The organism is Tahibacter aquaticus, assembly GCF_004363655.1.
GTDB classification, from domain to species: domain Bacteria; phylum Pseudomonadota; class Gammaproteobacteria; order Xanthomonadales; family Rhodanobacteraceae; genus Tahibacter; species Tahibacter aquaticus.
In genome coordinates this window covers 54,518-76,210 of the sequence record NZ_SNZH01000002.1, presented here as the reverse complement: position 1 = coordinate 76,210, position 21,693 = coordinate 54,518, and the positions used below count along the sequence as shown (strand labels likewise).

General features: G+C 67.1%; 15 protein-coding genes. 9 read left to right on the top strand and 6 right to left on the bottom strand.

The features are described 5' to 3' along the window. The first annotated feature begins 833 nt into the window (after positions 1 to 833). A complete protein-coding gene (rtcR, locus tag DFR29_RS03210; RefSeq protein ID WP_166653845.1) occupies positions 834 to 2,471 on the top strand; it encodes an RNA repair transcriptional activator RtcR in 1,638 nt (545 codons plus the stop codon). Between the two features lie 85 nt (positions 2,472 to 2,556). On the opposite strand, the gene DFR29_RS03205 is transcribed toward rtcR, so the two are convergent. The 3 genes from DFR29_RS03205 to DFR29_RS03195 all read right to left on the bottom strand — a co-directional run bounded on the left by DFR29_RS03205 (position 2,557) and on the right by DFR29_RS03195 (position 6,222). Next, a complete protein-coding gene (locus DFR29_RS03205) occupies positions 2,557 to 4,014 on the bottom strand; it encodes an SH3 domain-containing protein (protein WP_243745946.1) in 1,458 nt (485 codons plus the stop codon). 20 nt (positions 4,015 to 4,034) lie between these two features. Continuing rightward, on the bottom strand, positions 4,035 to 5,210 hold the full coding sequence (locus DFR29_RS03200; protein ID WP_243745945.1) for an SPFH domain-containing protein: 1,176 nt from the start codon (positions 5,208 to 5,210) through the stop codon (positions 4,035 to 4,037). Positions 5,211 to 5,391: 181 nt separating this feature from the next. Then, positions 5,392 to 6,222: a helix-turn-helix domain-containing protein gene (locus DFR29_RS03195; protein ID WP_243745944.1), complete on the bottom strand. Its 831-nt coding sequence runs from the start codon at positions 6,220 to 6,222 to the stop codon at positions 5,392 to 5,394. Positions 6,223 to 6,506: 284 nt separating this feature from the next. Between DFR29_RS03195 and DFR29_RS03190 the strand changes: the two genes are divergently transcribed. Both DFR29_RS03190 and DFR29_RS03185 read left to right on the top strand, forming a co-directional pair. Next, positions 6,507 to 7,145: a hypothetical protein gene (locus DFR29_RS03190; protein WP_133817127.1), complete on the top strand. Its 639-nt coding sequence runs from the start codon at positions 6,507 to 6,509 to the stop codon at positions 7,143 to 7,145. Then, on the top strand, positions 7,142 to 7,528 hold the full coding sequence (locus tag DFR29_RS03185) for a hypothetical protein (protein ID WP_133817126.1): 387 nt from the start codon (positions 7,142 to 7,144) through the stop codon (positions 7,526 to 7,528). Before DFR29_RS03190 ends, DFR29_RS03185 begins: the two co-directional genes overlap by 4 nt. Here the strand turns inward: DFR29_RS03185 and DFR29_RS03180 are convergent. Then, a complete protein-coding gene (locus tag DFR29_RS03180; RefSeq protein ID WP_133817125.1) occupies positions 7,525 to 8,007 on the bottom strand; it encodes a GNAT family N-acetyltransferase in 483 nt (160 codons plus the stop codon). The two genes, DFR29_RS03185 and DFR29_RS03180, sit on opposite strands and share 4 nt — an antisense overlap. Positions 8,008 to 8,266: 259 nt before the next feature. On the opposite strand from DFR29_RS03180, the gene DFR29_RS03175 reads away from it, so the two are divergent. Then, a complete protein-coding gene (locus DFR29_RS03175) occupies positions 8,267 to 8,767 on the top strand; it encodes a DUF2306 domain-containing protein (RefSeq protein ID WP_133817124.1) in 501 nt (166 codons plus the stop codon). A gap of 42 nt (positions 8,768 to 8,809) precedes the next feature. Here DFR29_RS03175 and DFR29_RS03170 read toward each other — a convergent pair whose 3' ends face one another. Continuing rightward, positions 8,810 to 9,712 carry a DMT family transporter gene (locus DFR29_RS03170; RefSeq protein ID WP_133817123.1) on the bottom strand — a complete coding sequence of 301 codons (903 nt, stop codon included), beginning with the start codon at positions 9,710 to 9,712 and terminating at the stop codon, positions 8,810 to 8,812. Positions 9,713 to 10,022: 310 nt separating this feature from the next. Next, positions 10,023 to 10,592 carry a 3'-5' exonuclease gene (locus tag DFR29_RS03165; RefSeq protein ID WP_133817122.1) on the bottom strand — a complete coding sequence of 190 codons (570 nt, stop codon included), beginning with the start codon at positions 10,590 to 10,592 and terminating at the stop codon, positions 10,023 to 10,025. Positions 10,593 to 10,741: 149 nt separating this feature from the next. Here DFR29_RS03165 and DFR29_RS03160 point away from each other — a divergent pair, with 149 nt between their 5' ends. From DFR29_RS03160 to DFR29_RS03140, 5 genes are all read left to right on the top strand, one after another. Further along, complete coding sequence (locus DFR29_RS03160) at positions 10,742 to 16,090, top strand: S8 family serine peptidase (RefSeq protein WP_166653844.1); 5,349 nt, start codon at positions 10,742 to 10,744, stop codon at positions 16,088 to 16,090. A gap of 27 nt (positions 16,091 to 16,117) precedes the next feature. After that, positions 16,118 to 16,588, top strand: coding sequence for a hypothetical protein (locus DFR29_RS03155; RefSeq protein ID WP_133817120.1), 471 nt, complete (start codon positions 16,118 to 16,120; stop codon positions 16,586 to 16,588). A 242-nt stretch (positions 16,589 to 16,830) separates the two neighbouring features. Next, complete coding sequence (locus DFR29_RS03150) at positions 16,831 to 17,751, top strand: hypothetical protein (RefSeq protein WP_133817119.1); 921 nt, start codon at positions 16,831 to 16,833, stop codon at positions 17,749 to 17,751. A 43-nt stretch (positions 17,752 to 17,794) separates the two neighbouring features. Next, positions 17,795 to 18,223, top strand: coding sequence for a GFA family protein (locus DFR29_RS03145; RefSeq protein WP_133817118.1), 429 nt, complete (start codon positions 17,795 to 17,797; stop codon positions 18,221 to 18,223). Between the two features lie 151 nt (positions 18,224 to 18,374). Next, positions 18,375 to 21,338, top strand: coding sequence for a putative Ig domain-containing protein (locus DFR29_RS03140; RefSeq protein WP_133817117.1), 2,964 nt, complete (start codon positions 18,375 to 18,377; stop codon positions 21,336 to 21,338). The last annotated feature ends 355 nt before the right edge of the window (positions 21,339 to 21,693 follow it).

The following is a 21,693-nucleotide window of genomic DNA, read 5'->3' as shown; positions in this document are numbered from 1 at the left end:
ACAACGGTGTGGCGACATCGATTTTGGAGATGTAGTCGCAACAGACATTCGCCGCTTGCGGCAAGGCCGCGGGTTTCGGTGTGACGGTTGGCGAGGCCCTATTTGGGACGGGGCCTCTTCGTCCGAATGGACACGCTGCGACGAGGTCGTGGAAAGACTGCATTCAGTGCGTCTGTATTCCGCCACGCAGCTTGCGCTGCGGCGAGGACTTTCACCCCGCATGCCTTTCGGCGCTGAATCCGATGTAGTCCTGCCGGCATTCGCAGCCGTGTCCAAACTCCGTGTTCTATGCGATCACGGCGTCCATTCGCCGTGATCATTTCCCTTGCAAACAATGAACGCGCCAGTGACGAGGATGGCAAGACAACCCCGCACCAAGGCGGGACATTCAGTGCGTCTGTGTTCCGCCACGCAGCCTGCGCTGCGGCGAGGACTTTCACCCCGCATGCCTTGCGGCGCTGAATCCCATGTAGTCCTGCCGGCATTCGCTGCCGCGTTCAAACCGTGTGTCCTGTGCGGCCGCAACGCCTATTCGCTGCGGCCATTTCCCATTTTCTTGCCGCTGCGCCAGGGCCAGGTCATGGCCCCGCTGGGCGAGTTGGCGTCTGCCGATCCGATGAGAGGAGCATCGCAGTCCGCAGTCGCCGCCCTCCAGCCTCGGCGAGGCCATCCCGGCGCCAGGTTGCTATATCAAGGGTCGTGCCAAGCCTGCTTTTCGCAACTATTTTATTGATAATCAATGCATTGAAAATTCACCCGAATTTTCTACGGTCGCGCTTGCCGAGCTGATCGGCTCGTGTATTATCCGGTGGGATAATATCTGGGACAGGGACATGCAGATCAAACCGCTGGTCGTGATCGGCTTCGTCGGCACGGTGCTGGATGCGGCTACAGGGCCTGCACGCTGGGAACGCTGGCGCCCTACCGTGGCCATCGGCATGTACGAAGACCTCGCCGTCGCCCGCCTGGAATTGCTGCTGGACGAGCGGCGCTTCACCAAGCTTGCCGCTACCTTGCGCCACGACTTGGCCCAGGTCAGTCCGGAAACCCAGGTCCAGATCCACGATTTCCACCTGGCCGACCCCTGGGATTTCGAACAGGTATTCGCCGCGCTGCACGAGTTCGCGCGCAGCTATCCGTTCGATGTCGAGCGCGAAGACTATCTCGTACACATTTCCACCGGCACGCACGTGGCGCAGATCTGCTGGTTCCTGCTGACCGAGGCGCGCTTCTTCCCGGCGCGCCTGCTACAGACCTCGCCGCCGCCCAAGCAGCGCACCGGCGACTGCGGCAGCTACGCCGTCATCGACCTGGACCTGGCCCGCTACGACCGCATCGCCCAGCGTTTCGCCCGCGAACGCGCCGATACGGCGAGTTTTCTCAAGAGCGGTATCGCCACGCTCAGCCCGGCCTTCAACCGCATGATCGAACAGATCGAACGCGTCGCCGTGCGTTCGCGTGCGCCGATGCTGCTGCTGGGCCCGACCGGCGCGGGCAAGAGCATGCTCGCGCGCAACCTGTTCGAGCTGAAACGCAGCCGGCACGACCTCAAGGGCCGTTTCGTCGAAGTGAACTGCGCCACCCTGCGTGGCGACGGCGCCGGCAGCGCCCTGTTCGGCCACGTGCGCGGCGCGTTCACCGGCGCCCAGGGCGAGCGCGCCGGCCTGCTCAAGAGTGCCGATGGCGGCCTGCTGTTTCTCGATGAAATCGGCGAGCTGGGCCTGGACGAACAGGCCATGCTGCTGCGCGCGATCGAGGACAAGCGCTTCCCGCCACTGGGTGGCGACCGCGAAGTCAGCAGCGATTTCCAGCTGATCGCCGGCACCAATCGCGACCTGGCCGAAGCCGTGCTGCAGGGCCGTTTCCGCGAAGACCTGTACGCACGCCTGAATTTGTGGACATTTTATCTGCCCGGCCTGAAGGAGCGCGCCGAAGACATTGAGCCGAACCTCGATTTCGAACTGGAGCGCTTCGCCCGCCTCAACAGCGAACGCATCACCTTCAACCGCGAGGCGCGCGAGCGCTACCTGCGCTTCGCCATGAGCGTGGACGCGACCTGGCCGGGCAATTTCCGCGATCTGGGCGCCTCGGTCACGCGCATGGCCACCCTGGCCAGCCAGGGCCGTATCACCGTCGAAGTGGTCGACGAAGAGACGGCGCGCCTGGGCCGGCTCTGGGGTCATTCGCGCCGCGGTGTTGCCGGCAATGGCCACGACAGCCTGCTGCAGGCGGTGCTTGGCGACGCTATCGGGGAAATCGATCGTTTCGATCGCGTGCAGCTGTGCGAGGTGCTGCGTGTCTGCGCCGCCGCGCGCAGCGCCAGCGACGCCGGACGCACCTTGTTCCAGGCCAGCCGCGAGAAGCGCACGTCGAGCAACGATGCGGACCGCCTGCGCAAATACCTCAAGCGCTTCGGCCTGGAATTTGCCCAGGTGCAGGCGGCGGCGAAGGCACTGCCGTCGCTGAAGTAACTGTTGTCGGCGTGCAGATTCCACCGTTTGCCGAAAGCGTTCGGCGAACGGCGGAATCACTGCCTGGCCGGCTGGCGCCGGCCGCTCAGCGTATCGCCACGCTCTGGCGTTTCCAGGCTGCATCCTGCGAGCGATAGAACACGCTCAGCGACGAAGGATTGTCGACCTGCTTGTCCACCGCCAGGGTGGCCAGGTCGATCACTTCGAAGCTGCGTCGGAAGCGGCCGTCGACCCGCGTTTCCCGTGCGGCCAGCATCTGCGCCTTGCCCGGTACCCAGCCGGCGAATTCGATATAGCCCAGTTCCGGGCTGTCCAGGTTCGGCGGCAGCACGTCGATGCGCCAGCCGTCGCTGCCCTGCTGGAATATCCACAGCTCGCGCCAGCTGTCCAGCGGCTGCACGGCCAGCGCGAGCACGCTGCCGGCCGCATTGCTGGCTGCCGAAGCGGTCCAGACCAGGCCATAGGTACAGCGTCGCGCGAGCGCATGGGCAGCATCGTGCTGTGCATCGACCAGGGCAATACAGGTCTGGCCCGGATCGCCCGCGCTGGTTTCCACGCGCAAGCCCTTGTCGCGGACCGGAGCAGGCGGCTCGGCACTCCAGCGCGAGGCGCCGACACGCACGGCGGCGTCGCTATAGGCATTCGTATCTTCTTCTGCCAATTCCATTTTGTTGACAGCAGCCAGTTCCTGCAGCGCCAGCGCCATGGCTTCCGCGGCGGCTTCACCGCGGCGTGCGCGCTGGAAGGCAAAGCTGGCCTGGACACCGGCGCTGCGCAGACGCAGGCGGTTGCGCAGGTGTTCCGGCAGCGCCTCGCGCGGTACGCGGGCAAGCACGTCGATGCGCCAGCTGTCGTGTTCGTAACGCGCCTGCGGCGTCAGTTCGGGCGGGATGCATTCGGGCCGGGTCAGGCCGAGTGCGGCGCGGGCGCGTTCTTCCGCCGCTGCGGGCAGGGCCAGTACGCGGCGATAGGCTTCGCCGTCGTAGCACAGCTGCATGCGGCCGTCGCGCTCGAAACTCGTCATCGTCACGCCGAGGCTGGCGGCCACTTCCAGATGCGCGGCAATCACCGCATCGTCGGCCTTGGCATGGCGCGAGGAAGCGCGCCGGGCCAGGCGCTCGGCCATGGTGCCCAGGGCGAAGAACGCCTCGCTGCCGATGCTTTGCCCCGGCGCCGCCTTGAGGTAGGCGGCGACATAGGCCAGGCCCAGCGCCTCGGCGCCGGGCGTGTCGCGCAGGAAGCGCACCACGGCCAGCAGTTCGCCGGCCGCTTCCGGCTGCAGCGAAATGCGCCGCACCTGGCTGGCGCGGACGAAACCGCCGCGTTCGCGCCGGTAGTCGTAGACCTGCAGGTAGTCCTGGCGCTGGCCGCGGATCTCCAGCGTATCGCCCTGCCACAGCACGGCCTGCTGCCGCGCCGATTCCTTTGGCGCGGCGCGCAGCGCGATCTGGTCCTGGGTCACGATGGCCGTGGCGAGCGCGGTATCCTGCGCCTGGGTGGTGCCGGTAATAAAAAACAACAGTGCGGCAAAATACAGTTTCATGGCGTCGGCCTGCCCGCGTTTCAGTTGTTGTTGGCCGGCGCGCTGTGCTGCGCCACCGTCGTGCCCAGCAGGGTATTGCCGATGAAGCCGCCGTCGGCCGGCGGCGGGGCGATGATCACCGACACCTTGTCCGACAACTTGTCGGCCAGCGTCTTCTGGATCAGCAGCGGATGTCGGGTGATCAGTTCGCCGTCGCGCTGCATCTGCTCGCTGGCCACCTTGCCCAGGCGCTCCAGCCGGAACGCATCGGCTTCGGCCAGCCTGGTGCGAGAATCGGCTTCGCCGGCTGCCTCGATGCGACGCGCCTCGGCCGAGGCTTCGGCGATCTTGATGCGCGAGGCTTTCTCGGCTTCCGCTTCCAGCTGACGCTGCTCGATCTGCTTCTGCTTGAACGGCAGCACATGTTTCATCGCTTCTTCCTGCGCCTTGGCCGCAATCACCTGTTCCGAGGCGGCGGCTTCGGCGGCTTTTTCCCGCGTGACTTTTTCCGCATTGCCGACCAGTTCGGCTTCCTTGACCTGTTTTTCCTTCAGATCCAGCGTGTATTTCATCTTCTCGGTTTCCAGCTCCACCGCGAGCAGCTTGTCCATGCCGGCGCGGTAGTCCGACGGCAGATCGACATTGCCCATCAGCACCGAGCGCAGCACGATGCCGTCGGCGGCCAGGCGCGGCTTGAGTTCGGCTTCCAGCACGTCTTGTAATTCCTGGCGCTTGCTGGAAAAAATCTCGCGCACGGTATAGCGCGCGAAAATCTTGTAGATCACGCCCTGCACGGCCGGCTCCAGCCGCTCGCTGTCGATCTGTTCCGGCAGGGTGCGTGAAATCGCATCGGTCTTGCTTTCGTCCAGCGCATAGCGGATCGCCAGTTCCACCCCCAGCGACAGACCTTCGATGGACTGGAACGGCGCCGGCCCGTCGGCCTTGGCGCTGCGCTCGGGCTTGTACAGGCGGTCGTGCAGCGGATAGCGGCGCAACTCGTGCAGGCCGGGAATCATCAGCACTGCGCCTTCGCCGGTCGCCGTCGTCGTGCCGGTCCAGCGGTTGATCCTTACGCCGAGTTCGCCGTGACCGACGCTTTCCGTCGGCGGGTATGCGTACAAGGCATAGCCGCCGGCCAGCAAAGCAGCCAACAGGACCGTACGACGATTCACGAACACGCGCACCGTCTGCGACAGACGCGACGAAGGATGAGACACGGAAGTTTCTCCAGGACCAGCGAAGGAAACACGAAGGGTTGGCGCCTTCCCCAGGCGCAACACCATTGCAGCGCAGGCCGCGGCCGGTGTTGCGCGCGACTCGGGCCGGCTTGCTGATCAGTTGTGGCGGATTGCGGGCGGTATTTTCAGCGTGGCGAAAGCGCGCTGCAGCGTGGCCGCGTCACGCGCCGGGGTCGGCCTGGGCCAATTCGCGGCAGAGCTGCGCCGTCGCCTCGTCGACCGGGAAATTGCATTCGATATGCAGCTCGTCCACGGTGATGTCGCGTGGTGTGCCGAAGGTCGTGATGGTGGAAAAGAAACTGAGTTCGCGCGAGCCGTTACGCAATACCGTGGTCAGCAACGGCTGCGCCGCGACATCCAGCTCGCGCCGGCGCCAGCGCGCCGGCACGTCCGGATAGGCCAGCACTTCGTCGAGCAGCGCGCGCGCGGTGAAGTCCGACGGCACGGCCGCCACTTCGTTATGCAGGTGACGGATCAGCGTGCCGGCCACTTCTTCCCAATTGGCCACGGCGGGGCGCAGATCCTGCGGGTCGAAGATCATGCGCAACATGTTGCTGTGCCGGCTGTCGCGGCCGCCCAGGGCAAAGCGGTTGCAACGCAATGCGGCGCGGTTCGCCGCCAGTACATCCCAGTGCCGGTTGAGCAGAAAGGCCGGATACGGTTCCTGCTGCGCCAGCATGGCCTCGATCGCGCGGCGCACCTGGGCCATCGCTGGCATAGCCAGTGCCGATTCGGCATAGCGCGGCGCAAAACCCGCGGCGACGAGCAAGGCATTGCGCTCGCGCAAAGGCATGTCCAGCGCATCGGCCAGGCGCGCGATCAGCTCGCGGCTGGCCGCGGCACGGCCGGTTTCCACGCAGCTCAGATGGCGTGCCGAGACATGTGCATCCAGGGCCAGATCGAGCTGGCTCAGTCGCCGCGCCGTGCGCCATTCGCGCAGCAGCTGGCCGACCGGCAGCGGAGCAACAGCGTTGGCAGCGATGCGATTCACGGTGCGGCACGTGCAGGGGCGAAGTGCGCCGACTTTACGTCCGCCCTTCCCGCAAAACCATGACCTCGCAGGTCATGCCGCGATGACCTGCGACGTGACGCAGACGCTGAAGTTGCCGCCGGCCAGTGCGGCGCCAACGCCGCGAAACGACCGTAGCCGCCGCGAAAATCCGCCAGTCGTAATCGGCTGGAGCCGGCACTGTTCGTTTTGCAGCCCGCGCTGCAGGACGCGATTGCCGCCGATGGCGGAGAATGGGTCATGGCGACCCCTGGGGAGACGGTTGGATGATTCTGCGTTCTGTGCTGCTGTGGTTGCTGCTGGGCACGTCGGCCGCGATGGCCTGCGGCCAGCCGCCGGCCGGGCCGCTGCAGGCTGGCGCCGCTGACCTCAGCGTGGTCGATCCCCGGTTGGAACGCGTACAACGCGGCGAAGCGACGGTACTGGCGACCCTGGTATCGCTGAAGAACACCTCGGCGGCCTGTCTCGAGGACGTGGTCATCGAGGTGCGCTATTTCGGCGCCGACAAGCAGCTGATCGACAGTGCGACCGAGTCGTTCTTCGACATCGTCGTGCCGCCCGGCAAGACCGTCGCCTTCCGCCTCGACAGCGTGCCGCTGCACCCGCTGAGCGACTATGTCGCTCAGGAGGTGAGCGTGATCAGCGCATCGCCGCCGCGTGCGGCACCGGCGCAGCGAAGCGGCCCCGGCCTGATCGAGCATTTGCTGCAATGGATACCGTTCCTCGTGTTTTCGACGTTCCTGGGTTTTCTGCTGCATTGGCTGCGCAGCAAGAAATCGCCGCAGTCCCAGGCACTGGAACTGGCAGCCCAGCAAAACATCCTGCTGCAGGCGCAAAACACGCAGCTGGAGCGGATTGCAAGCGCGCTGGAAAGCCATGCGCGATCCGACAAGGCCGAGACATGAATACCCGGCAGGCTACCGCCGCGCGCGCCCGCGGCCATGACGGCGCACGCAGCGACACCGGCAACGTCGTGATGCTGTCCATCGGCATCAGCCTGGTGCTGATCGCCGCGGCGGCTGTCTTCTTTGCCGTGCCCCAGTTTCAGGCCATGCATCAGGCGTTCGGGGTAGATCTGCCCCATCTCACGCGCTGGCTGGTCGGCTACTACCCCGGTCTTTTCCTCTGCGTATTCATCGTGCCGGCGATCTGGCTGGCCTGGCCGAATCCCGCCCGTAGCGGAACGGCTGCGCTGCTTTTCGCCCTGTTGCTCAGCGGCCTGCTGATCGGAGGCAGCCTGTTCGCGCTCTACCTGCCGATCTTCCGGCTGGGCGCTGCCGTGTCCTAGCCCGCCGTCGCTGGCCGCGTATAGATATCCGGCTGCAACACTTCCATCAGCCGTTCCGGCGCGCCGAGCGGGGTGAAGCCGTACTGCGCGTAAAGCCCATGCGCATCCCGCGTCGCCAGCAGGAAGCGGCGCAGGCCGTGCAGGCTGGGCCAGTCCATCAGGGTCTGCATCAGCCATTTGCCCAGGCCGTGGCCGCCGTGCTCGGGCAGCACGTAGACATCGCAAAGATAGGCAAAGGTGGCGTAGTCGGTGACGACGCGGGCGAAGCCGACCTGGTTGTGCCTGCCGTCGTGCAGCGAAAAACACAGCGAATTCTCAATCGACCGCGCCACCGTTGCGAGGGGAATGCCACGCGCCCAGTAGGACTGGCTCAGATAGGCATGGGTAGCGGCAATATCGACAGCGCTGCGGTCCGCGCTGATGCAGTATTCGCCGCGTCGAACTACCTGTTCGGGTATTGCGGTGGCTTCGGGGTTCATGGCATTTGTCCATCTACGGGAACGGTTTACGCACGCGCATTGCACCGGCGGCAGCAGCACGATGCCGCCGGCACCGTGCGCGCTCAAGCGCCATTCGGCAGGGGCAGGGCAGAGCCGCCAGGGCGATCGGGCAACAGTGGATCGCATGACGTGCTGTCAGCCCTAAGACGCTGCTGCAGACCCGGCGGCATGGCCGTCGTAAACCGCCGCATAACCCAGCCAGCCGGAATACCGGCATCAGCCATCGCGGGAGTCGTCCATGCTCGGCCTGTCCACCATTGGCATCGTACACACGCTCATCGGCCTGATCGCCGTCGGTTTCGGCATTGCCGCATTCTGGCAGTACGGCGAAATCGGTACGCGCACGCGCAGCGGCCTGCTCTACGTGGTGCTGACGGTGCTTACCTGCATCACCGGCTTCTTCCTGTTCAAGCACGGCGGCTTCGGCAAGCCGCATGCCCTGGGCGTACTGACCCTGGTCGTACTCGGCGCGGCTTATGGTGCGGAACGCCGGCCCGGCCGCATCGCCCGCTATGTCGGCGTTATTTCCTATTCCACAACCTTCTTTTTCCACATGATCCCGGGTTTCACCGAAACCCTGACGCGCCTGCCGGCCGGAGCGCCCTGGGCCGCCAGTCCGGAAGCGGCCAACCTGCAGGCCTTGATCGGCGGCGTATTCCTGCTGTTCCTGATCGGTCTTGCGCTGCAGCTGCGGGCGCTGCGCCGGCGCGATCTGCGTCCGCTGGGCGCTGTGGCATAGATCGGACGACGACCCGACCCGATCGTGGAACGGATAGGCCGATCAACCGCTCAGCACAGCGAGCGCCCTGCGCCGCGGCGGCCGAACCAGGCCGGTCGTCAACGCGACGCCCAGCAGAATCACCACACCGCCCAGCGCCATCGCGCCGCTGACGGACTCGCCCAGGAACAACCAGCCCCAGAGCACGCCGAACAGGGGAATCAGATAAGCCACGCTGACCGTACGCGCGGCGCCGATGGCGGCGATCAGGCGGTAGTAGAGCAGGTAGGCGATTGCGGTGGAGCCCACGGCCAGGGCCAATGCAGCGAGCCAGGCCTTGGACGATGGCGCCGCTGCTGGCCATAGCCAGAGCGTCGGCAGCAGCAATACCAGCGCCGAAACCAGATGGCTGCCGCTGGATATCGCCAGCGGCGTGGCCCGGCCCAGGTGGCGTTTGCTGAAATTGGCTGAAAATGCATAAAGCAAGGTTGCCGCAAGGCAGGCAGCGATGGCCCAGCCAACCCGGCCGGCGCCCGGCTTGAAGCCAGCCTTGTCGACCACCAGCGCGATCACGCCGACGAAGCCGACGGCCAGGCCCAGTGCCTGCGCCGGCGTGAGTTTCTCCTTCAGCCAGGCCCAGGCAATGACCGCGGCGAACAAGGGCATGGCCGCATTGAAAATGGCCGACAGTCCAGCGCTGATGCTCAGCGCGGCAAAGCTGAACAAGACGAACGGCAGCGCCGAATTGGTCAGTCCGACCACGATGATTTCTTTCCAGTAGCGCCGCCAGTCGCCGAATCCGCCACGCAGTGCGAGCAAGGGCACCATCAGCACGCTGGCGCAGATCGCGCGCACGCCGGCCAGCGCAAACGCGCCGAACTCGCCCGCGCCCAGGCGCATGAACAGATAAGAGCCGCCCCAGAGTGCGGCGAGCAACAGCAGTTGGGCCAGGTCGGAACGTTTCATCGCAACTTCCTCGTCGATCCGTTACAGGTAGTCGGCGTGGGCAGCTTAGTCAGGCAACTGGCCTGCAATCAGTCCCAGATTATGAAATTCATAGTGGTCCAGTTGCAGCAGGCATCGGCCTCGGCGAACGTTCGATCGCGTGAGGCTGAAAAAGCGCCAGGCCGAAGGACGCGTCGCAGGGGCGCTGCGCGAAACGGCTCGTGGGAAGTGGTCTGAGGGGGCGGGCGCCACAAGGCAGCGCTTCGGCGTTTTCCCCTGGGCAGGCTCGCTCTGCCGCCGGCTTTCGCAGCGGCAACCGCACTCCGTCAGCCTATTGCAGCTGCGCCGTGCCGAAGACATAAGGCAGCAGCCGCACGATATTGCGCGCATCGTCGATACCGCGGTGATGCGTGCCGGCAAACGCGAGACCGGCCATCTGTACGGCTTCGCCCAGGCCCGGTTTCTTGGCCCGTTGCTGGCGCTGCGCGAACAGGCGCTTGACGTTGGCATGGGGCGCGCCGATCGGGTTGGGCACGCCATGGAAGTCGCAATCCTGCTGCAGCTGGCGCTTGTCGTAGTCGCCCCAGGAACAGAACACGACATCGCTGTAGCGAGACAGCCAGCGCTTGAACGCCGGCAGAGCTTCGACAAAGGTCGGCGCGCCATCGACATCGTGCTGATCTATCGATGTCAGCGAACGGCAGAACGGCGTCAGCTGCGGATGGCGCAGCGGGCGGATGAAGGTCTGGAATTCATCGACGGCTGCCAACGTGGCGGCGTCGGCCATCACGGCGCCGATCTCGATGATCTCCATCTGTTCCCGCGGCACGCTGCCGCGGTCGCAGCAGGTGGCTTCGAAATCGATGACGAGGTAGTGGCGGGGCGGGCGGGTCGGGTGCATGCCCCAGTTTGCCAGCTGCGGTGCCGGGGCAGCCAGGTTGTCCTGACAGCCGACTGATGGGTTTCCCCGCCAATCGCCGCTTCGCAAACGACCAGCCGGCCGTCGTGCGCGACGGCCGGCCGCCAATGTGTCACTCAGGGGAATACCGCATGAAGTCTTCGCTGACGCCGCTGGCCGGCGCGCTCGCCCTTACGCTGTGGTCGGGTCTTGCCGGCGCCTCGTCCAGCCCGCCGCCGCTGGCGGCGCAAGCCGCGGGCGAAGCAAAAACCGCGGCGGCAGCACGACAGGATACCGGCGGCGGCGTGCGCCCGGTGTTGCGGGATGCACCGTCGTCGCTGCAGCGCACGCGCCATACCGTGGTGCTCAAGGACGCTGCGCTGGCCTCGTACGACGGCAGTCTCGCCGGCTATCCCGGCTTGCCGCGGGCGGCGTCCGGCGCGCAGGCGGGCCGGGCCGATTTGCAGTCGGCAGCGGCGCAGGCCTATCTGGGCCTGCTCGAACGCCGGCAGCAGGCGTTTCTCGCCGACGCGTCCCGCATCGCCGGCCGCGTGCTGTCAGCCGATGTGCAGTTGCGTCACGCGGTCAACGCGCTGATCCTCGACCTCAGCAGCGCCGAAGCGCAGCAGATCGCGCAGCGTAGCGACGTGATGCTGGTGGAGCGCGAACACCAGCTGGAACTGCTGACCGATCGCGGCCCTGCTTTCATCGGTGCGGCATCGATCTGGAACGGCAGCGCCAGCGGTGTCGCCAGCAAGGGCGAAGGCGTGGTCGCGGCCGTGCTCGACAGCGGCATCAACTGGCAGAGTCCTGCCTTCGCCGCGACCGGCCCGCTCGACGGCTATGTCCATGTCAATCCGCTGGGGCCGGGCAACTACCTCGGCCTGTGCGGCAGCACACCGCCGAACGCCGATCTGGGCCGCTGCAACGACAAGCTGATCGGCATGTACAACTTCACCTCGACCGCGCCGACGCGCAGCGCGACCGACGATGACGGCCACGGCTCGCATACGGCGAGCACCGTCGCCGGCAACAGCTGGAACGCGCCGTTCGGTGGCGGCACCTTCGCGATCTCCGGTGTCGCACCGCACGCCAACATCGTTGCGTTCAAGGTCTGTGTCGGTTCCTGTCCCAGCTCGGCCATCACCCAGGCGGCCAACCAGGTGGTTGCCGACGGCATCGTCGACGTGATGAATTTCTCCATCAGCGGCGGCTCCTCGCCCTGGACCGACGCCAATTCCGTCGCTTTCCTCGGTGCGCACAACGCCGGCATTCTCGTCGTCGCTTCGGCCGGCAACAGTGGCCCGGCAGCCGGCACCTCCGATCACCAGGAGCCCTGGGTGCAGACGGTGGCCGCGTCGACCCACGACCGCGTACTCGGCTTCAATCTCGACGCGACCGGCCCCGGCACGCCACCGGCGAATACGCAGAACATTCCGCTGCGCCCCGGTGCACCGCCGATCCAGTCCGCCGATTTGTACACCGTTCCCATTGTGCAAAGCCCCGGCTTCGCCAACGGCAATAACGACGGCTGCACGTCGGCCGGTGCGTTCCCGGCAGGCACCTTTACGCGGCCGTATGCGCCACCGGCCGACCGTGTTTTCGCCGACGGCTTCGATGCGCCGGGAACGCCGCCGCCGGTCGGCGCCATCGCCGTGCTCAATCTCGACCAGAACAACAGCGCCTGCGGCAGCGGCGAACGCCAGGCCAACGCCGTCGCAGCCGGCGCCGTCGGCGTGATCTTCGTCGACCCGGCCTATATCAACCTCGGCGCGGCCGGCAATGCCTGGTCGATGCGGCGTGCCCATTGGGATAATTTTTCTGCGCTCGATCCGGCCACGCGCACGGTTTCCATCACGCGGCCAGCGCGCACCTACGCGGGCACGGGCGACGTCGTCGCCGATTTCAGTTCGCGCGGCCCGCGTGCGCTGGCGAACAACCAGTGGCTGGTGAAACCCGACATCACCGCGCCCGGCGTCGACATCCTCGCCGCCTACCAGGCCCATGTGACGTCCACGCCCGATCCCAGCGCGACCGCGCTGGAAAACGGCACCTCGATGTCGAGTCCGCATATGGCCGGTGCTGCCTTGCTGCTGCGCGCGCTGCAGCCCGGCTGGTCGCCGATGCAGATCAAATCGGCACTGATGCTGACCGCCAGGACCAGTGGCGTGGTCAAGTCGAACGGCCAGCCCAGCGATCTGTGGGACCGCGGCGCCGGCCGTGTCGACCTGGCGGCGGCGGCCAAGGCCGGGCTGGTGCTCGACGAAAGCGGTGCCAACTTCCTCGCGGCAAACCCTGCCACTGGCGGCAACCTCGCCCATCTGAACCTGCCCAGCCTGGCCAGCGCTACCTGCGTGGGCACCTGCACCTTCACGCGCACGCTGCGCCGCGCCCTGGCCGGTGCACAAACGTATACCGTGACGACAAATGGATTTTCCGGCAATGCGCTGGCGGCGACGCCGGCCAGCTTCACCGTCGCCAGCGCAGGCACGGGCACGCTGACCATCAGCGTGCAAAGCCAGCTGCTGCCCGAAGCGCAATGGTCGCTCGGCGAAATCGTGCTGACGCCGTCGAGCCCGGCCGAACCGGTGCTGCATCTGCCGGTGGCGATCCGCCCGGGCGGACCGGTCATCGAGGTCGCGCCGACGGCACTCAGCGCCAGCACTCAGCTGACCGAGACAAGGACGCTGACGATCCGCAACAGCGGCAACCCCAGCCTGAACTGGAGCATCGTCGATAGCGGCAGCGCCCAGGTCACGCCGCTCAACACGGCCAGCAGCGGCAACGGCCAGCAGGCCGGTTTCTACAACGGCAGTGCGCGCGGTGACTACTGGGCGCAGAACTTCGATGTGGCGGCACTGACGCATGTCACTACGCTGCGCGCCAACGGCTTCGTCTTGCCGAACACCGCGCTGACGACGGCCAACACGCCGGCAGTGACATTCAGCATCTACGCCGATGCGGCCGGTGTGCCGGCCGGTGCGCCACAAGGCTTTGGCGCGGCGCCGCTGTGGACGTACTCGAACACCATCGGCACGTCCAACGGCATCACCACCACGGGCGGCAATCTGCAGTTGAATCTGACGGCCGCGAACGTGGCCGGCACGCCGCTGGCCCTGCCGCCGGGACGCTACTGGCTGATGGTATGGCCGACGATCAACGGCCTGGGCAACAACAGCGCCGGCAATCCGCTGTGGGCGTGGCGCACCAGCGCCGATGCGCAGATCGGCGCATCGCCGCAGCGCTATGCCCCCTGGGACGACCCGAACAGCTGGCAGTCCGACGCCGCCACGACGGCGATGTCTGCGTTCGTCCAGGGCACGGTCGACTGCACGCAGCCGGCGTGGATCAGCTACAACAGCAGCGGCGGCACCCTCGGCTTTGCCGGCCAGACCACCACACAAGCCACGTTCGACGCCACCGGCCTTGCCGCCGGCACCTACCGCGCCACGCTGTGCCTCAGCAGCAATGCCACCAATGCGGCGACCTTGCCGGTGCCGCTGGAATTGACCGTCACCCGTCAGCCGCCGACGCTGAGCAATGCGTTCGCGCCGGCAGCGATCACCACGGCGACAACGAGCACGCTGAGCGTGACCCTGGCCAACCCGAACCCGGTCGACGCGGTGCTGACGCACGATTTCGCCAACCGCCTGCCGCCCGGTGTGTTCCTGGCGCCGGTCGCCAACGCAGCGACGACCTGCAGCGGCGGCGCCGTGACCGCCAGCGCCGACGGAACGGCGGTGACGCTGGCGGCCGGCGCGCGCATTCCCGCCAACGGCAGCTGCAGCGTGACCGCCGACGTGCGCTCGCGTTACCCGCAGACGTATACGCAGACCCTTGCGCCCGGCGCGCTGCGCACCGACGCCGGCGACAACGCAGCCTCGGCCAGTGCGGCGCTGGCAGTTGCCTCGATCGGTATCGGCAGCTTCCCGCCGGCGGAGAACTTCGACAGCGTCGTGCCGCCGGCGCTGCCGGCCGGCTGGACCACGTCGGCCGTCGGCAGCGGCGTTCCCTTCGTCACGCAATCGAGCCTGTCGCACACCGCGCCCAACGCGCTGTTCGTGCCCGAGCAGGAAACCCAGGGCCAGTCGTTCCTGACCAGCCCCACCGTCGCGGTGGCGGCCGGCGCGCGCCTGACCTTCCGCCATCGCGTGCGCACCGAGGAATACCTCGACGGCGGCACGCTGGAACTGTCGGTCGACGGCGGCGCGTTCACCAACGCGGAGGATCTGGGCGCGCTATTCGTCAGCGGTGCATTCACCGGTTCGATCGCGCGCGTGACCGACTGCGACGCCGAACCCCTGGCGCCGTACGGCTGGGTGACGAACACCGGCAGCGGCAGCACCGGCACGTCGGCGGTCAATATCGTGTTGCCCAACTCGCTGGCCGGCCACGACGTGGCGTTCCGCTGGCGCCACGGCTCGGACTGCAGCGTTGCCGCCGATGGCGGTGGCGGCTGGTGGATCGACTCGATCAACCTCGACACCGGCAACGGCATTACGCTCGAAACCGCGTTCGAACCGACGAACACGATCACCGGCACGGTCGCATCGGAAGTGATCACGCTCGGCAGCACGCGCGCTGATCCGGTGACGCTGACGGCCGCGCTGACGACGAACCTGCCGAACGGCCTGGTCTTCGCCGATCCGCCGAACGCGAGCACGACCTGCGCGGGTGGCACGATCACGGCGGTGTCCGGCACGCGCGCGCTGACCTTTGCGGCCGGCGCGACCATTCCTGCTTTCGGTACTTGTACCCTTCGCTACGACATCGTCACGACCGCCATGGGCATGTACAGGCACACCATCGCGGCGAGCGCGCTGAAGACCAGCGGCGGCAACAACCTGATGGCGACCAGCGCCATCTACCAGGCAGTGACGCCGGGCGTGCCGACCATGACGACGAGCTTCGAGCCGCCGCAGTTCGTGACGGGTAACCTGCCGCAGCTCGCCTGGCTCGGGGGCAACGGCATCTTCAACGTGAACCCTGCGACCGGCGTGCAGCATGCGCGCGTGCTGTCGAACGGCGGCAACTACCCGATCCAGAACGCGACGGCGCTGATCTCGCCCACTTTTCCGCAAGGCGCGACGCAGTATTCGATCGCGACCGCGAAAGTGGCGATCGGCAATGTCGGCACTGGCTCGAGCTGGTTCGTAAAGCCGGTGAACGAAGTGCTGTCGCCGCCGATCACCTACGTGAGGTTCGACCCCGGCACGCATGCGATTCGCGTCTACGATGCCGCGGCCGGCGGTTTCGTCGACACCGGCGCGCCATGGCCGGACGCCACGTATTTCGACGTGAAGGTGATCGTCGAGCGCGCCACGAAGGCGCTGCGCGTATGCCTCAACGGGGCGACCATCTACACCGGCGTCGCGGCCAATGCCCATATGCGCCTGCTGGAATTCGGCGGCGTGATGGAAACGGGTTCGAACGGCAGCACGTTCGACGTCGATGACGTGACCCTCGACAACGTCAATACGGATGGCGGCTGCACGCCTTAGCGGCTACACGACCCCGGCAGCCGCCGCGTGCAGCTGCGCGACGGCCTGACCGCGGCGAGTGCCATCCTCGGTGCGTCGCAATTCGCGAACCTTTCGCTCGTCAGTGCCAGCGGCAAGCGCTTTCGCTTCGAGTCGGGCCTGACCCAGTCCGTGCTCGGCACGCTGCAGATCAGCGGCAACGGGCCGCCGATCCAGATGGACGTCACCGCGAGCGGCACGGTGGCGTTCCTCAATCTCGCCACGGGCGGCACGCAGGCCATCGCCAATGTCGGCGTTTCGGATGTGCATGCGACGGGCCAGCACCTCGCGCCGACGCAGGTGGACCAGGGCGGCAGCGGTAACGTCCAGGGCTGGTTCGGCGGTGGTGGACCGACGACTCCGCCGGTACCGGTTCCCGCCTTGTCTCCGATCGCGCTTGCTGCGCTGGTCGCGGCCTTCGTTCTCGTCGGGCTGCGCCGCCAGGAGTTGGTCATGCCGCATTATCTCTTTTGCAAATAATGAGCTTCATTTTACCTGCCCGGGCAATCGCTCCGGGTGACGTCCTCGTCGTAGAAAATCCTGACGCGTTGCCGGCCTCGGCCTGGCTCCCGGCCATCGTCGATGCGCTGTCGACGGCCGCAACACGGCTCCGGCGACGCGCGACTCGCCGCGTCGGCAGCGGCTGGTCAGCCGGCATGTCGCAACTCGGCAAAAAACGTCGTTTGAAGGGATTACCCCCTCCTTCTGAGGTATCCCTGGCCATGATCGCTATCCGACACCTTTGCGCACTGACGCTGCTGCTGTGTGCAGCGCCCGGCGCCACCTATGCCGCCCAGTCGGTCCGGAGCGGAGACTGGGCCGATCCGGCCACCTGGGGCGGCGCGGTGCCCGGCTCCACCGAAGACGCGATCATCCGCGCAGGCCATACCGTCACGCTCACCACCGAACCGCCGCGAGCCAGCGTGCAGGTCGACAGTGGCGGCAGCCTGCTCATCGCCGAAACCGGTCGACTGCAGATCTGTGTTGGCTGCGTGTTCTCCAACTCAGGCAGTGTCGAGGTCAGCGGCACGCTGACCCTGGGCGAAGACTCCAGCGGCGCGACCTACAGGAACTGGGCCGCGTTCCTGGTGAATGCCGGCGGCAGCGTGGTCGTGACGCGCAATGCGATATTCGAGAACGCCCAGCGCACGCTGACCAACAACGGCCATATCACCAACAACGGCCAGCTCAAGAACGTGCGCAACGGCAACTCGATGCTGATCAACAACGGCACCATCGACAACAACGGCATTCTTCTCAACGACGTGGAGATGACGAACACCGGCACGATCACCATCGGCCTCGTCGACATCGACCTAGGACTGTTCAGCAGCAGCTACCGCTTCTACAGCGACGGCGGAACCATCACCACGTATCCGGGCGCGATCTGGACCTCGACGGAAATCTTCAACCTGACCGACGGTGCCCGCTTCTACAACTACGGCTCATTCCGCCCCACCGGCGGCATTCACCACATCCTGAGCGGCTCGGAATTCCACAACCATAACGAGGTGGCAGGCGCCACCTCGATGATGGCCGACGGCGGCATCTTCTACACCTACTGCGACGCCACGCAGAACACCGTGTACGGCACGGTGGTCGATGTCTGCGCCGACACGCTGTTCAAGAACGGAATGGAATAGGCCGCCGGCGCCCATTACCCAACACCACCGAGGAGAGAAACGAATGACCAATACTCCCAACCCAGCCGAGCCCTTGAGCGGCGGCTGCTTCTGCGCAGCCGTCCGCTACCGCATCGCCGCCCCGTTGCGCGGCGCGCGCAGCTGCCATTGCTCGCGCTGCCGCAAGGCCTTCAGCGGCGCCGGCTCGGCCTACGCCGAAGTCGAGCCCGGGTCCTTCACCTGGGAAAGCGGCGAAGACAAGCTCAGGCACTACACGACCGCGCCCGGCTGGGGGTTGTGCTTCTGCGGTATCTGCGGCACCACCCTGTGCGGCATGCAGGGCGAACGCGTGCACGGCGTCACCCTGGGCTCGGTCGATGGCGACCCAGGCGTCGTCATCGAAATGCACCTCTTCGTGGAATCCAGGGCGCCCTGGGACCACATCGGCGGCGACGCGCCCCAGTTCGCGGCGTTTCCGCCGGCAGCGACCTAGCGCCATTGCCTGCGCGGCCGCCGCTCGTACTGTCGGCCTGGGCTGCATGGCAATGGCGCCCCCTGATCGCCGTCGCTGACAGTTTTGCCCCCCGAAATACGCAAGCACCGTCAAGGGACCGTAGTCCCGTGTTTCTCTCAGGGGTTTGCTCATGCAATCGTTCACGCGCGCGCGCCGGCTACTCGCCGGCCTCTCTGCTCTTCTGCTCTACGTAGGCGTCGCCGGCGCCGCGCCGTTCGCCTTCGTGCCGAAGGCGGGCACCACGAGGATCGCCAAGGTCGACCTCGCGACCGGCACCACCGTCGCTGACATCGTGCTGTCCGGGGCGCCGCTGGCGTCGACCGTCAGCCGCAACGGCCAGCGCGTCTACGCGGTGCTGCAGACGGCCGGCAAGGTCGCCGTGATCGACACGGCCAGCGGCGCCATCGTCACCACTGTCACCGTCGGCACCCAGCCCTGGAGCGCGACGCTGTCGCCGGATGACAGCCGCCTTTACGTGATGAACGTGAGCTCCAACACCATCAGCGTCATCGACACCGCCAGCAACAGCGTCGTCGCGACCTGGCCGGTTGCCACGCAGCCGCAGCGGCTCGCCGTGTCGCCGGACGGTACGCGCGGCTATCTGACGGCGTCGCCGAACACCGTGCAGGTGATCGACCTCGTCAGCGGCAGCATCGTCAAGTCCATCGTCACCGGCAACCTGCCGAATGCCATCGTGCTCGATGCGGCCGGCACGCGCGCCTACGTCGCCTACGCCGGCGACAGTACTGTCCGTGTGATCGACACAGCGACGAATACCGTCGTCGGCTCGGTCGGGCTGGGCAGCAACAAGGCACCGAACGGCATCGTGCTGTCGCCGAACCAGCAGACGCTGTACGTCACGCAGTTTCTCGCCAACCAGACCGTCGAGATCGACGTGGCGACACTGACCGCCGGTACCACCTATAGCGTCGGCGCGCGACCCTACGGCATCGACATCACGGCGGACGGCACGCGCGTCTACGTGGCGAACCGCGACGGCAATTCGCTCAGCGTCATCGACACGGCCACGCACGCCGTCGCCGGCACCATCGACCTCGGCGCCAACGCGCAGCCCTGGGCGATCGGCCGCTTTCTCCAGCCGCCGATTGTGGCCGCCATCACCAGCGCGCCACCGAGCGGCGGCACCTGGCATATGCCGTATACGTTCACCGTCACCACGGCCGGCCTGCCGGCGCCGACGGTCAGCGTGAGCAGCGGTGCGTTGCCCAACGGGCTCGCCATCGCCGCCGGCGGCGTCATCAGCGGCACGCCGACGCAGATCGGCACGTATACCGGTGTGCTGCAAGCAGTGAGCGGCAGTACCACGGTTACCCAGCCCTTCTCGATCATCATTGCGCCCGGCTGGCCCGCGCCGCCGGTCATCGACAACGTGGTGCCGGGCGACGGCAAGGTCACCATCTACTTCACGCCGGTAACTGGCGACGGCAACGAGGTGGCGACGATGTTCAACGCGTTCTGCGGCTTTGCCTACAGCAGCGCGACATCGCCCATCGTCGCCCAGGGCCTGCCCAACGGCCAGCCCGTCACCTGCACCATGAACGCGATCAACAGCGCCGGCGGTGGTATCGCGTCGGCGCCGTTCGCCACCGTGACGCCCGGCGTCGCGCCGGCGTTCGCGGCGTTTGCGCCGCCACGCGCGACGTGGAACACGCCGTACAGCTACACCGTCAGCGCGACGGGTTCGCCCGCGCCGGTGCTGAGCGTGGCCGATGGCACGCTGCCGCCCGGCCTCGCGTTTGACGCCGCCAGCGGCACGATCAGCGGCATCCCGAGCGCCATCGGCAGCGCGACGGTGCATCTGACGGCGACGAACGCGATCGGCAGCATTACCAGCAGTGACCTGACCCTCGTCGTCGATGCCGTAGTACCGGCGGCGCCAGCGTCCGTGGTCGCGACACCCGGCGACGGCCAGGTGAGCCTGGCGTTCGCGCCACCCAGCCACTGGGGTGGCGAAAGCGGCGGCAGCTATCACGCCAGCTGCTCGCCCGGCAGCGGCAGCGCCAGCGGCACCGCCTCGCCCTTGACCGTGGCCGGGCTGGCCAACGGCACCGCCGTCGTCTGCGTGGTCAGCGCGGTCAACAGCGCCGGCACCGGGCCATCGATCGCAGCCGCCAGCGTGACGCCCGGCGTAGCGCCCGCGTTCGCCGCGTTCGCACCGCCGCGCGCGACCTGGAATACGCCGTACAGCTATACCGTCAGCGCGTCGGGTTCGCCGGCGCCGCTGCTGAGCATCGCCGACGGCGACCTGCCGGCCGGCCTGGCCTTCGACGCCGCCACCGGCACGATCAGCGGCACACCGACCGCCATCGGCAGCGCCACCGTGCACCTGAGCGCGACCAACGCCATCGGCAGCGCCACCAGCGGCGACCTGACCCTTGTCGTCGATGCCGCCGTGCCTGCGGCCCCGGCCTCGGTCGTCGCGACGCCCGGCAACCGCCAAGTGAGCCTCGCCTTCGCCGCGCCCAGCCACTGGGGCGGCGAAACCGCCGGCAGCTACCACGCCACCTGTTCGCCGGGCAGCGGCAGCGCGACCGGCGCGACCGCGCCGCTGAGCGTGACCGGGCTGACCAACGGCGTCGCCGTCACCTGCGAGGTCCGCGCCGTCAACAGCGCCGGCTCCGGGCCGGCAGCCACGGCCGCGCCGGTCACGCCGCGCGCGCCGGTCGACCTGGGCGTCAGCGTCGACAACGGCACCGGCTTCGTCGCCGGCGGCAGCACCGTCACCTACCAGATCGCGGTCGGCAACGACGGGCCGAACCCGGTCAGCGGCGCGCAGCTCGTCGACGAACCGGCCGGCACGCTCACGTCCATCGCCTGGACCTGCACCAGCAGCGGCGGCGCCGCCTGTCCCGCCGCCAGCGGCACGGGCGCCATCGACGCCACGCTCGACCTGCCGGCCGGCAGCAGCCTGCAATACACCCTGAGCGGCAGCGTGCCGGGGCTGCCGGAAACGTCACTCGTCTACAGCGTGAGCGTGCTGGCACCGAACACGGCTATCGATACAGACCCGGCCAACGACAGTGCCGTCGATGGTCCTGACCCGGTGGGCGTGTTCAGCGACGGGTTCGACTAAGAACGCCCGGCTTCTACCTGCGTCGCAACCGTTCAGACCTGATCGGTTGCGGGAAAAACCCGCACGGTTTCAGGTTTGACCGGGTCCGGAGCAGCGAAAACCTGCGTCGTAGCAGTTCAAACCTGGTCGCTTGCAGCAAAGAGCGGCGTCGTATCAGTGCAGACCTGGTCGGTTGCGGGAAAAAAGCCCGCACGGTTTCAGGTTTGACCGGGTCCGGAGCAGCGAAAACCTGCGTCGCAGCAGTTCAAACCTGGTCGCTTGCAGGAAAGAGCGGCGTCGTATCCGTTCAGACCTGGTCGGTCGCGGGAAAAAAACCCGCACGGTTTCCGGTTTGACCGGGTCCGGAGCAGCGAAA